The organism is Halococcus thailandensis JCM 13552 (assembly GCF_000336715.1).
GTDB classification, from domain to species: domain Archaea; phylum Halobacteriota; class Halobacteria; order Halobacteriales; family Halococcaceae; genus Halococcus; species Halococcus thailandensis.
Window position 1 is genome coordinate 15,851 of record NZ_AOMF01000015.1, and the last position, 11,927, is coordinate 27,777.

The window sequence follows — 11,927 nt, forward strand, 5'->3', positions numbered from 1 at the left end:
TGAGAGAACTGGATAGCCGAGACAAACGAGGCAAACTGGCACTGCGAGGAGAAACGAACAGATGAAATCTGCTGGGTGAACCGAGCGAGAAAGCTATATAAGAAAGATGGTAGTACGACGGTCAGGGGTCGAACTCAGCGAGGCGCTCTTCCAGCTCATCGTCATCCATATTCTCGATGGCCTCCAGGCCAAGGGATACAACCAGCGGTTCAAAATGGCGGATCTTCTCAACCTGTTTCCCGTTCCGACGCTGACGCTGAGTGTCCATCTCACTGGCGACGAGATCGAACTCCTGACGGAGGTCTTCAGGGAGGTACATATACGTACCCTGATACAGGTCCTTGGCGCTCTGGGGGTCCTCCTGTTGTTCTTGTTCTGCTGGTTGTTCCGGTTTTTCTTCTCTCTGCCGGTCTTTCCGACGACTGCTCAGTCTGTCAGCACGATCACCCATCAGCGGGCCTCCCGAGCGGGTGCCGTTTCTGCCGGGGGCAGTCCGAACTGTTCATCGAGCGTAGCCGCGATGTCCAGGAAGACATCGCACATATCGACCTCCGGGTCATACTCAAACAGCGACGTGCCAGCGCTGTGTGCGCGCTGGAGCGCGACCCGTTTCCGAACCTCGAAGCGGGGAGTGTCATCGAACGCACGGGCGAACCAGTCCAGCATTTCTGTTGCTTCATTGGTCTCCTCGACTCTGTTGGCGACGACAGCGCGCTCCTGAATCGAGATGTCGAAGTCCCGCTCTATCGAGGTCACGTGATCGAACAGCAGTTCTACGGCGCGCTTACTGGTTGACTCCGCGAGGGCCGGGATAAGGAGGTTCTGTGCCGCGTAGAGCGCGTTGTCCGTCAGGTGGCCGAGCGACGGTGGGCAGTCGATCAGCACGTAGTCATAGTGCTGGCCGATACCCTCCAGTGCGAGTGACAGCTGCTCCGTGGGACGACGGACGTGGGTCATCTCCCGTTCCGTGTGGTGATGATCGACGTTGCTGGGAACGACGTCCATCTCTGCGTGATCTTGCACGAGGCGTTTGATCTCTCCGCGCTGCTCCGAATCCGTGAGCACGTCGAACAGGCTGGGCGGCTCCGCATCGTACGCATCAGCGAATCCGAGGCCCTCCGTGGCGTTACCCTGCGGGTCGAGATCAACCAAGAGGACGTCACGCCCGCGCTGGTTCAGCGCACCAGCTACGTTCACAGCAACGGTGGTCTTCCCAACCCCTCCTTTCTGATTGCTCACCGCAAGCGTAGCGGGCTGTTTCACGTCGTTCAGTTCTTCCGGTTCTGCTTGTTTTTCTGGTGGTGCCATACAAACCGGTTTTCACAGGCAAACCATTTAGTTCTATGGGCGACACCACACCAGATTCCGAGTGTAACATGCCGAGAGAGCCAGCGAGAGCGGCGAAGATGGACAGTTTGAAGGAACCAGCCGCGTGAGCACGCCTATGGCGAATACCATCGTCAAAGCGGCTGTAAAGGACGAATTGAGCGACATGAACGTCTCCGCGGACTTCTACGACGCGCTCGACGAGAACGTGAGCGAGCTGCTCGAGGACGCAGCACGGAGAGCGAGCGATAACGACCGGAAGACGGTGCAGCCGCGCGACCTGTAAGCACCGTCCTGACGACGTCGACGCCAGCGACGGCAGCGAACCGAAGCGAACAGGGGCATCCTTTCTGGGCCGGCGTGACTGCCGGCCGTCTCATCACCGTTGCGAGGCCGAACCGGAGCGCCCTGTGGGTGGCGCGACGGTGAGGCCGACAGCGCTGTAGCCGGCCGGACTGCCAACGAGCAGTAGCCAGCGGTAGGCCGGTGGGGATGACGGCCGGGTGTAGCGAACGAGAGCCGAAGGAGATCTCAGGACGAATCGAGAGCTGGGTGAGACGATGGGATGGCAGGGTGAGGAGCGAGCGGGCGAGTGGAAAGAGCGGCGGATCCTGGAAGAAGTCAATAATGGTGACCAACAGTCAAGCCGTCCAGTGGGGCGGCTACCCAGTCCAGCGGTCCACTGGAGCGCTCAACGACTGCCGTCAGCCATCACTGCCCGCAGCATCATCGGTGTCAGCGGGGGAGTCAGCCCCCCTCTCGCCCCCGTCAGGATCGAGGGGGTGCCGATCCCCATCTTCATAGACCACTTCATCGCCGACAGTGATTGGCTCATCGAGATCAACGCTCAATTCCCGAAGGACGGCTTCACGGTCCGCTGCATGGCCCTCATCCACCTTCTCATTAGTAGATGCCTCCGGCGTCACTTGCTCGTGTTCTTGCTGTTGAAACTCGAGCTCATCCTCTAGGTAAAAGAAATCCGAATGCCGTGGCATATCCACACCGTTCTCCATCGGCGAATATTCATGCGGCAAATGTGACCAGTGATACCGGAAATTTTCGATCCGCTCCTCCTCATCGCTAATCGAAGAAAGCTGTTTGGAGAGCAACGGAGTCAGCGCGTTCTCGATGAAACTGTTTGAGCGGGCATGATACGAGAGACGTTGAATTTCTGCAGGATCACGGACCGTACCGGTGAGAAGTAACGTACCGATTTCTCTCGGACTGAGTGGCACCCCGCGTTGGAACTTCTCATACGCTTCCTTGACGTGAAATTGGTCATCGACCTCAACGTCGAAATCCACATCGACCTGAACTGGTCTGTCGCTCCGCTTGTGTTCCGCATCAGAAATCCCTGATACGAGTACCGTCTCGAAATCCACAAGGCTGGATTCATCGAGCGCAGTGTAGAAGAACTGTATCGCGCTTTTGAGGCCGATCTGAAGCTCCCAGTCATCCCACTGGTTGTTACTCTTGCGGAAGATAAGCTCACGATCGCGATCCTCCAAGTATTCCGTCAATAGCCAGAAATCGACGATACTCTCCCGCACGCGGCTGCGGATTCGATGACGGATATTGACATGAGCGTTTTCGCTCTCGGCAATCGTCTCACCTCCCGAGGCAAGGTACTCTCGGTCAGCTCTCGACAGCCCTCGCTCTCGGCCGTGTTCGAGCAGACGATCAGGATATTTGCGATTAAACGATTCGCCTTCACCGGAATTAGCGTCTGAAGTGGAGTTGTCATCTGTCATGATGGAATGACCAACGGGAATCGTTGGTGAGTCTTCTCTATTCTATTGTAATTGACCACAATTACTAAGGGATATCGACCTCAAGTGGGCTATGTAATGCCAGCGGAAACAAGCATCCCCTGCTCGAAGGAGGTTCGGGACCTCGTGAAATCCCACAAGGAACACGAGTACCAACCCTACGACGAGCTTTTGCGAGAGGTCTTCGAGGAGCGGGACAGATCAGAGGATACGGGGAGCTAAGCGTTCTATGGCTCCAAAGGCAGTGGTTGAGTCCGCGTGCGATGTCTCAGGTCGCACGCGAACTAACGTCACCGAGCGTGAACTCGGTAGACGGACGCGCACAGGCGGGCGCTGGAGTGGGTAACCTGTGATTAACGCTTATACCGCGTCTTACATAGGTCTTGTTACCCTCTACGTCGACCAACGATTTTCGGCAATCGCTGACACGCCACGCCTGTCGCTGTCCGTCGGTCTTCGGTCCATGACTGCTAAACTGGACCCTGAATCACCGACACGTGTCTCATTCACGTCAAGCTAACCACCAACAGCGCAGCGACCTGCGAATGCTCGACAACCACGAAGGCTGGAGAGGCGTCTACGCCCTGCTGGAGGTCGAGCACAGCATCGAACCGGATACCCCCGCAAGCGCCGAGAAACAGGTGCTCGCTGAGGAAACGCTCGCCAATGCGGCCGGTTCGGACGGCCGGCGAGAGCGCGCGGGAGGCGCGCACGCATGAGCGCCGACAGTGGCCCCAGCGACGAGGCCGAGCCCATCGTGAACGACGAGGGCGAGGTCGCTGGCTACCTGTGCCCCGAATGCGACGAGCACTGCTTCGACGAGCAGAAAGCGCTGGCCCACTGCGCCGACGAGCCGGAAGCGCAACCCAAGGCAGAACCGGCCGGAGACGCGAGGAACGGGCTTTCCCGAGAAGATGTTCGCGAGCATCACCGACGCATCGCGGATAGCGTCGCGCCGCTCGGAGCGCTTGCTGACAACCCTACGCTCGCCGTCACAGACAAGAAGGGGTGGTACATCACGCGCGATAACACCGACCCCGGCGAGGAGGAAATCGGAGAGTACCCGAAAGAGCGGCGGGCACGGAACTTCGCCACCGACTACGACGACGTCGTCGGTGGGTCGCTCGAACGCACGCTCTACGCGCTCACATCCTACAAGCGCCCGGAAGCGTTCGAGCGCTGGGAACCAGCACGATTCGACGAGGACGCGGGTAGCTACGAGTACTTGAATCAGAAGCCTACACCGTCGATCGGGGACAGCGCTGCTATCAGCGCGTGGGGCGACGTCGACCTCGCGGACGACCTCAAGCCTCAGCGGCCGGACCTCGATTCGGATACCTACGCGACCGCCGAGGCAACGCTGGAGGCGTACATCGACGCCTTCGCCGACCTCTACGGTGGCCGGGATGCCGTCTACGCGCTCGATAGCGTGGGCGGGGCGTACATCTTCGGAGCTCCCGAGGCGACGCTTCCGATCACTCGCTACTACGAGGACGACGAGGACGCCCGAGAGCGCGTTCTGAGCGCGTTCATCGAGCGCACGAACATGTACCTTCAGGACGCCGAAGCGCGCATCAACGGGCGCGTGGAGGGTGCCAGCGAGGTCGTCAAGCCTGATTGGGCGAACAACCTCAATCGGCAGTATAAGGTTCCGCTCACCATCCACAGCGACCATGACGCGGTGGTCACCCCTCTCGACGTCGACGATGTTAGCTACCGCGAGCCGACAGCGGTCGCCGACGCCGGCGACGATCTCCTCGACGAGGTTCGAGAGTGGTGCGAGGCGTTCACTGCTACCGAGCACACCGAGCACGTCGACGATCTCGTGGCGGCGCTCTGGACCGACGAGTACGACAAGCACGGCGACTGGAAGGCCGCGCTCGACGCGTGGGTCTCGACCGAGCGCGAACACGAAGAACGCGAAGAGCAGCGCCGTCAGGCGGCCCGAGAGCGCCGCGAGGAGCGGCGGGAGGAACTCGGCGGCGGGCTCGAAGGCCAGCCAGTCACGCCGTTCATGCAGGACCTCTACGACGCTCTCGATGGGATCGACACCGGCGACGTCGTGAAGCACTACGCGAGCGACAGCTGGGATACCGGGACCGACGCGAGCGGGAAGACCGAGTTCGACCCCTCGTGGCGCAGCAGCAAGAGCGGGACCTCCTGCTACGTCGACCACGGCGAGAACCGATTCGGCGACGCCGGCGAGAGCGGTGGCGGCTACGCGGCGAAGGCGATGGCACTCGGCGAGGGCATCATCTACGACGCCGACGACGATCTCGGCGGCGAGCAGTGGGGTGAGGCGGTCACAGCGCTGCGTGACGCCGGTTACGACATCCCTATCTGGGTACCCGAAGCAGGGTCGCAGGACAAGAGCGGCGGTACGTACGATCAAATGCCGTTCTGGGCGGTTCGGAAGGCCGCCGTCGCACTCGGCAACTTCCCCGAAGACGGATTCGTCGCGAAGACCAGCGACGACGGGAACACGTACCCCGGCTTCCCCGGCTCGAAATCGTACAACAACGCCCTCGATGCCATCGAGGAGGCAGGACTGGAGCACGGCCGCGAACGTGCCGACGAAAGCCCGATCCACCCCGTCTACGAGCTTCTGGACGGCGAGGATGCGCCGGATGCGGAACTACACCTCATACCCATCACCGGCAAGAAGGTGCAGGTCGTCATCGAGCAAAATGGCCAGCGAGAGTACAAAGAAACGCTGGACCGTGGCTTCTGGAGTAACGGCACGAAACGAGGGCGGGTCGCTGGCCGCGCGAAAAACGCCGTCAGTGGCGTCGAACCGGACGCACTGAAAGAAGCGATCAAAGACGCGCTGACGAAGGCGGATCTCGAAAGCGACACCGACGAGTTCGAGGAGCAGATGCGTTCACCGCGCGAGCAGGACCTCCGCGATCGAACGGTCAGCGTGATTTGCTGGCCCGCCGAGGAGAGCGCCGAGTGGGTCATCACGATGCGCCCGACAGCGGACAGCCCGGAAAGCGAGCCGCAGACGTTTACGTTCGACAACGGCCAGCTCACCAACGCCGACCCCGGTCACTTTCGGTCACTCCACACCGGCGCGTTCTTCGAGAAAATCGATATTGACCCCGAGGAGTGGGCGAACCTCACGAGCCACTGGCTCGACATCCAGGAAACGCGCGAGCGCGAGGCCAACCCACGGAAGGAAGCCGCCGTCGAGGAGTTCCTCAGCAAGGTCGACGTCATGCGGGTCTGGGCGGAGGAAGAGGGCTTCGCCTGGGAGAGCCGGAACGGCCTCTACAAGCCCAACTACAAGGACGACCGAGATGCCGTACTCATCCCCGGTCGTTGGGTCCAGAGCTGGCTCAACGACAACGATTACGGGGACATGAGCTTCTCGAAAATTCTGCGGGACCGGGGGCTGATGGTCGGCGGAACGAAGCGCGAACGCATCGCCGGCCGGCAGAACAGGGCGTGGCCGGTCGCCGCGAGCGAGACCGACCACACCTACGAGAGCAGCCACCGGCCGCAGGATGCGGACGATGACGACGCACCGGAGGACCTGCGATGAGCGGAACGCACGTCACGAAACTCATCGGTTCGCCGGGTTCGGGGAAGACCACCCGGCTGCTGAAGTTCGCCGAGACGGAGGCCGAAGAGTACGGCACGGGCTATGGCGAACTGCTGTTCCTCACGTACTCAAAGAGCGCACGCTACGAGGCGACCGAACGCATCAGAGACGTCTACCCCAACACCGACGAAGAGGAACTCGAAAAGCGCGTGCGGACCGTTCACAGCGCTGCACTCGTCGCCTGCCTCGTCGACGGCCCACTCGACTTGCGAGATCGGGGCGCTCCCGACGACGACGGGAAGCTCATCATCATGGAACAAGAGGGGAAGGGACTGGAGCTATTCGAGTTCTTCTTCGACTCAAAGCGAAACTGCCCATCCATTCGGTACGACGCCGATACCGACGACCCGATCCAGCAACTGGAGCAGGGCGGTGCATCAGAGATCCCGCTCGGCAACAAGCTCATCGCCGCCTACAACTACGTTCGGACGAAGGACTGGGAATTTTCGGACTACTGGCAGACGCCATTCGACCTCGATCTCAGCGAGAGCGAAGTCATCGAGGCCTTCGAGAAGTGGGAGGCGTTCAAAGAGCGCCATGACCTCATCCAGCATCATGACTACCAGAAGATGGCTCTCGATGGGGGCTACGCGCCAGAAACGGATGTACTCATCATCGACGAGTTTCAGGACCTCAGCCCGCTCCAAATCAAGCTCTACGAGATGTGGCGCGACAGCGGACGGATTAAGCGGATGTATATCGCCGGCGACCCACACCAGGCCATCTACGGCTTTCGAGGAGCCGAGCCGATGTACTTTCGGCGCGAGGGCGTCGACGAGGTCGTCCATCACGAGAAGAGCTGGCGCTGTCCAAGCGCCGTGATCGACGCGGCGGTCCCGGTCGCTGAGCCAGTCCCCGAACACGACGTCAGCCGTGTGTCGGCCCGCACGGACGGCGGGAGTGTCGAGCACGTCGACGCCGACGGCCCGCTTGACCTCAGCCGCATGGTCTTCGACGCTCTCGATGAGCACGAGCAGATCTATTTGCTCGCCCGGACGAACCGACAGGCTGGGAAGATCGCCTACGGCCTTCGCGAGGGCGGCGTTCCCTATCTCGACCTCAAACCTCACGGCCCGCTTCGGCGGTGGAAACAGCCGCTCCCGATGATTCTCTCGGCTATCCAAGCGATCGACAACGGGCAGCATCTCCCGCTTCCGGTCGCGACCGCGCTCCTGGAGAACCTGTCGCCCGCCCCGCCGCGGCGCGAGGCCCAACAGCGCGCCGAAGACGGCCACCTCTCGCCAACGTCGCGGATTCGAGGGCATGTCATCACCGCGGGCGAGTACCGCGAGTGGTTCCCCGACGTCGACCGCGGGCGCGAGCTCGTCCCGCAGCTATCGGTGAAGGACTGGCGGCGAGATCTCGTCGAGGGCGCGCTTCGCAGCGGCGCGGACCACCACCCCGAGAACGTGCGTGTCGGGACGATCCACGCCGCGAAGGGGTTGGAGTCGCCCCACGTCATGCTATTCCCAGCGTACACTCATAAGCAGATGGAGCGCTTCGAGAATGGCGACGAGGCCGAAGAGCGCCGTCTGTTCTACGTCGCCATGACGCGGGCTTCTGACCGTCTCGACGTCGTTCACAGCTACTTCGGTGGCAAGGAATTCCCGCCGCTCTCGGCAGTGTAACTGCCGGCCGTCTCATCACCGTTGCGAGGCCGAACCGGAGCGCCCTGTGGGTGGCGCGACGGTGGGACCGACGGTGCTGTTGCTGGCCGACTTTCCCACCGATCGCGATCGCTGTAACCCTATTAATGCGTCAACCGTCAATTGATGTGTTCTTTGCCGTCAACTCCGGAAACGACTCTTTTTCTGACAGAGCCGATGTGCGAGATAGAGAGGCTGTATTCAGCACAGCCGCGCCAGTTCAGTAAGCACAAGCATATTAAGTAGAAGAGAGTGATGGATGATCAGAGATACATCATGACTGACCCGACCGCAGCGGAGATTTGCGCTCTCGTGTCGGATCAGGACTCGCTACCCTCAACCATTCACGGGAGGGAAAGAGAGATTGGAGAGTACCAAGCGAGTCGTCAGGTATCGACCAGCGAGAAATGGCTCGAAGCACCCGATAAAATTCGTTCGGAGGTTCTCACCGTCGACAAGTGGGACGATATTGAAACGGAGTTGGCCGCACTCAACCCGTTCGACACGATCGGGTTCGGTGGTGTGGGATCGTTCTTCGTGCAAAACGGTGCAGAAGCACTGAGCTACAACAGTGAACAAAGCAAATCGAAGAGATATGACTTCGAGAGTGCAGAGGGAGTTTCGGTGATGACAACAGCGTTGGTCAAGACGGTCGTCGGTGAGACATTCGAGGTTTCAGCCAACGGGAAGGAGACTGTTGCAGACCATGACTGCTACATCCTCTCTTCGGAACCAACCGATAGCGCTGACGTGCTTTCGTCACGGATCGATACGTATCGACTCTGGATTGATCAAGAATACGGGTATCCGCTAAAACACGAGTTCGGGTATCAGCTCGAGGAAGGACCCTTAGATATACAACGACGGTTTGAGGAGGTCGAATTCGACACTGAGATCTCCGATGACGTATTTGATTGTACGCCTCCCGAGGGCAGTACAGTGGTTGAGTAATACTTTCTCGACTCTCAGTTGATGTGACCCCGCTCTATAGTACTTCTCCTGTGCTCTCTGTCGTCCATACTGATCACTCACCAAACAAAGGCTCGTCAGTGACCGATACGCGCTGTGTATGCAGTAATCGATTTCAGAACTATCATCGATACGAGAGTCAAACAAGTGGCTACGAACCCATCAGTTCACGCTTGGCGAATCACTAGCTTTGGGTATTTAAATCACATAAAGCATTTTCCTCAAATCTCCACTACTGCCGGCCTGTAGAGACGCATACCCCGACGCAAATCACGTACATTCGGTGCAACTATGCGTCCTTCAGATGTCGACGCTCGGATCACAGAACCACCCGACTGCACGCGAATCGATCGGATAAATGTAGCGCTCCGAAGACGCAATATCTCGCGCACTCGCCGGCGTCGAGCGCGGTTATTCCGGCGACTCGCTCTACTAGGAACACGCACGCACAACCCCTCAGCTACCGTACCGTTGTGGGTAGGGGAGGGGGATCATCGCCAGCCTTCTAGTGTGGTCATCCCGGTGTGACACCTGTGACACCGATGAGACACCTCCCTGTGTCACGCAGTAGAGCCGCTGATACCGAAATTTCTGGCCCTCTGAAAGGAATAAGACATCTCCTTTCCTCACCCCTCCCCCGGGGAGAGACGAGTAGTGTCCCATGTTAACTCGGTCGGGTTGTGTCTAGGGGAGGGAGGGGGTCGCGCGCGCGTTGGCTAAAGCACTACAGATCCCATCCTCAGCGCTGGAGGGGTGCGCTCAGGGTGAGACACCGGGGGTCGCGTGAGACGCGGGGGGTGTCTCACCTCAATGGGGAAGAGAAAGATTTGCGGTAGGTGTGTCGCTTCGGGCTACTCGCGATTGCCGCTTTCGTAGAGCTCGAGGATGCCCTGCACGCACTCGCGGAGCGTGTCGACCGACACCGCCATCCCGCGCTTGCTGCAGAGCGCCGCGTGGCGGTCGAGGACCTCCTCGACGCTCAGGCGGTATTCAGACGACTTGTCGGTCCGGTTGGGTCGATCTTCAGTCGAGAAACTGCGCTGGCCGTCGTAGGGGACGGTCCGCGACGTCGAGACCACGCCGTCGGCAGCGACCTGAAGCGTCCAGCGCACGGTGTGTTTGCGGCCAGCTGGCCCGGCTTCCCACTCCGGCGACTTGTGAACCGTCCAGATCGCTTGCTCTTGCCCGCGCTGGTAGCAGGTCACGCAGCCGCCCGCGAAGCCGTCGCGCCCGCTCTCGTCGAGGATTTCGCCGTCGTCGCCCGCAACCAGAATCGGTGAACTATCGCTGCTCATAGGGGGGTGGTGTCCACCTCCTTGTCGTCCTCGTGAGCGTACGGGTCGGTAGTGCCGGGCGTGTTCGGGCAGCCGGGCTCGTGGATCTCGCGCCGGTCGAAGTCGTCGGTTTCGGTGCGCTTGCCGCACTCGGCGCAGCGCTCGCCAGTCTGTGCTTCGTCGCCGTCCGCAGTCGTTTTCGGTGCCATAGGGTAGATCGGGAGTCTTCTTCTCCCGTATGCATACTATATAGGCATAGACATATAACTCTGTCGGAAAGCCTGCGAATGGGGGATAGAAGGATGCCTCTCGGCGTTTGGGTAGTAGTGAAAGAGGCCCCGATCTACCCTATGGCATGGGAAAGATTCTGGAGCCTCTCGCAGGGCAAAGCCCTGCACCCGTATTTACTCGCGGACGTTCGGAAAAGCGTTCGGAAGCCACGCCGCCGAGCAGAGTTTCGCGGTGCCGTCGCGCGGGCGCGCGAAGCTACTACGGAAACTATCGCTAGTTACGTTCGCGCCGGCGCTCGTTCGGTTCGATCGCGGCCACGTATCGGCCCGGCCGGCAGCTGGGGATGTCGACGATCGCGACGCCCGCGGATGCACCGATCAGGTAGTCTACCAAGCCGCGGGGTGGTCGATCGCGGTCGAACGCGACGCGGAGACGCGGGCCGTCATCGCCGGCCACCGCGCGGGCTTCGGCGACGCTCTCCCAGTCGTCGAGGAGCGCTGCGCGAAAGTTCGCGAGCGGGTGGTCGCCGTCGAGATCGAGCGCGTCGGGACGATCGGCAGCGCTGTGCTCGCCGCTCTCGCTGGCTGCACTCTCGTCGGTCCCGAAGGTGGTTTGTTCGGTTATATGGATCATCCGCTCTCGCTGAAAACCGCCCGCGTTTACCGCGTGACGATGCCCGAGGTCCGCACTTCGCCGCCCGGAACACCGAACTCGTTAGTGTAGGTGCCCGTGCCGCCGCAGTCGGGGCACTCGTAGCGCTCGAACGCCCGCTTCTCGCCGGCGGAGACGTCCACGATCTGGAGAGGACTGCCGCAGTCGCCGCAGTGCACCGTTAGGCGTCCTCCGCGCCGTCTTCGGGATCCTCAGCGTCCTCGGGCTGGATCTCGCGGGCGTCCTCGGCGGTCGCCCGAACGAGGTCCATCATGCGCTCGCGGCGTTCCTCGACCGCTTCGAGGCTGTCGCGGCCGAGCGTGGCCGTCACACGGTCTTCGTCGCGGGTTCCGTCGCCGCGCTTGGTACGCACCTGAAGGGTGCAGAACCCGTCATCGTTTTCGCTCAGTTCCGTCCGCAGTTCGTCCGTTGGATTCTCGCTTGCCATAGGGTAGGT

The 11,927-nt window shown here is 60.8% G+C and carries 14 protein-coding genes; 6 read left to right on the forward strand and 8 right to left on the reverse strand.

Annotated elements, in window-relative coordinates; all coding sequences use genetic code 11:
- Positions 1–121: 121 nt before the first annotated feature.
- Positions 122–451 carry a hypothetical protein gene (locus tag C451_RS00255; protein ID WP_007736402.1) on the reverse strand — a complete coding sequence of 110 codons (330 nt, stop codon included), beginning with the start codon at positions 449–451 and terminating at the stop codon, positions 122–124.
- On the reverse strand, positions 451–1,308 hold the full coding sequence (locus C451_RS00260; protein WP_007736403.1) for a ParA family protein: 858 nt from the start codon (positions 1,306–1,308) through the stop codon (positions 451–453). The genes C451_RS00255 and C451_RS00260 overlap by 1 nt, the downstream gene beginning before the upstream one ends.
- A gap of 136 nt (positions 1,309–1,444) precedes the next feature.
- Here C451_RS00260 and C451_RS00265 point away from each other — a divergent pair, with 136 nt between their 5' ends.
- Complete coding sequence (locus C451_RS00265; protein ID WP_007736404.1) at positions 1,445–1,612, forward strand: hypothetical protein; 168 nt, start codon at positions 1,445–1,447, stop codon at positions 1,610–1,612.
- A 418-nt stretch (positions 1,613–2,030) separates the two neighbouring features.
- Here C451_RS00265 and C451_RS00270 read toward each other — a convergent pair whose 3' ends face one another.
- Positions 2,031–3,077, reverse strand: coding sequence for a hypothetical protein (locus tag C451_RS00270; RefSeq protein ID WP_152420282.1), 1,047 nt, complete (start codon positions 3,075–3,077; stop codon positions 2,031–2,033).
- Between the two features lie 96 nt (positions 3,078–3,173).
- Between C451_RS00270 and C451_RS22340 the strand changes: the two genes are divergently transcribed.
- The 5 genes from C451_RS22340 (at position 3,174) to C451_RS00285 (ending at position 9,296) form a co-directional block, all read left to right on the forward strand.
- Positions 3,174–3,317: a hypothetical protein gene (locus C451_RS22340; RefSeq protein WP_161605799.1), complete on the forward strand. Its 144-nt coding sequence runs from the start codon at positions 3,174–3,176 to the stop codon at positions 3,315–3,317.
- A gap of 275 nt (positions 3,318–3,592) precedes the next feature.
- Complete coding sequence (locus tag C451_RS21415) at positions 3,593–3,814, forward strand: hypothetical protein (protein WP_152420283.1); 222 nt, start codon at positions 3,593–3,595, stop codon at positions 3,812–3,814.
- The gene (locus tag C451_RS00275; protein ID WP_007736406.1) at positions 3,811–6,639 is read left to right on the forward strand and encodes a hypothetical protein; all 2,829 of its coding nucleotides are present in this window, start codon (positions 3,811–3,813) and stop codon (positions 6,637–6,639) included. The genes C451_RS21415 and C451_RS00275 overlap by 4 nt, the downstream gene beginning before the upstream one ends.
- The gene (locus tag C451_RS00280) at positions 6,636–8,327 is read left to right on the forward strand and encodes a UvrD-helicase domain-containing protein (protein ID WP_007736407.1); all 1,692 of its coding nucleotides are present in this window, start codon (positions 6,636–6,638) and stop codon (positions 8,325–8,327) included. The genes C451_RS00275 and C451_RS00280 overlap by 4 nt, the downstream gene beginning before the upstream one ends.
- Before the next feature lie 294 nt (positions 8,328–8,621).
- Entirely contained in the window at positions 8,622–9,296 is a 675-nt protein-coding gene (locus C451_RS00285; RefSeq protein ID WP_161605800.1) for a DUF2092 domain-containing protein, read from the forward strand.
- Positions 9,297–10,165: 869 nt separating this feature from the next.
- On the opposite strand, the gene C451_RS00290 is transcribed toward C451_RS00285, so the two are convergent.
- The 5 genes from C451_RS00290 to C451_RS00305 all read right to left on the reverse strand — a co-directional run bounded on the left by C451_RS00290 (position 10,166) and on the right by C451_RS00305 (position 11,918).
- Positions 10,166–10,609 carry a hypothetical protein gene (locus tag C451_RS00290; RefSeq protein ID WP_007736409.1) on the reverse strand — a complete coding sequence of 148 codons (444 nt, stop codon included), beginning with the start codon at positions 10,607–10,609 and terminating at the stop codon, positions 10,166–10,168.
- On the reverse strand, positions 10,606–10,797 hold the full coding sequence (locus C451_RS00295) for a hypothetical protein (protein ID WP_007736410.1): 192 nt from the start codon (positions 10,795–10,797) through the stop codon (positions 10,606–10,608). The genes C451_RS00290 and C451_RS00295 overlap by 4 nt, the downstream gene beginning before the upstream one ends.
- Before the next feature lie 295 nt (positions 10,798–11,092).
- Positions 11,093–11,452, reverse strand: coding sequence for a hypothetical protein (locus C451_RS00300; protein ID WP_007736411.1), 360 nt, complete (start codon positions 11,450–11,452; stop codon positions 11,093–11,095).
- 26 nt (positions 11,453–11,478) lie between these two features.
- The gene (locus C451_RS22345; protein WP_161605801.1) at positions 11,479–11,649 is read right to left on the reverse strand and encodes a hypothetical protein; all 171 of its coding nucleotides are present in this window, start codon (positions 11,647–11,649) and stop codon (positions 11,479–11,481) included.
- Between the two features lie 2 nt (positions 11,650–11,651).
- Positions 11,652–11,918, reverse strand: a complete 267-nt coding sequence (locus C451_RS00305; protein ID WP_007736412.1) for a DUF7389 domain-containing protein — start codon at positions 11,916–11,918, stop codon at positions 11,652–11,654.
- Positions 11,919–11,927 lie beyond the last annotated feature (9 nt).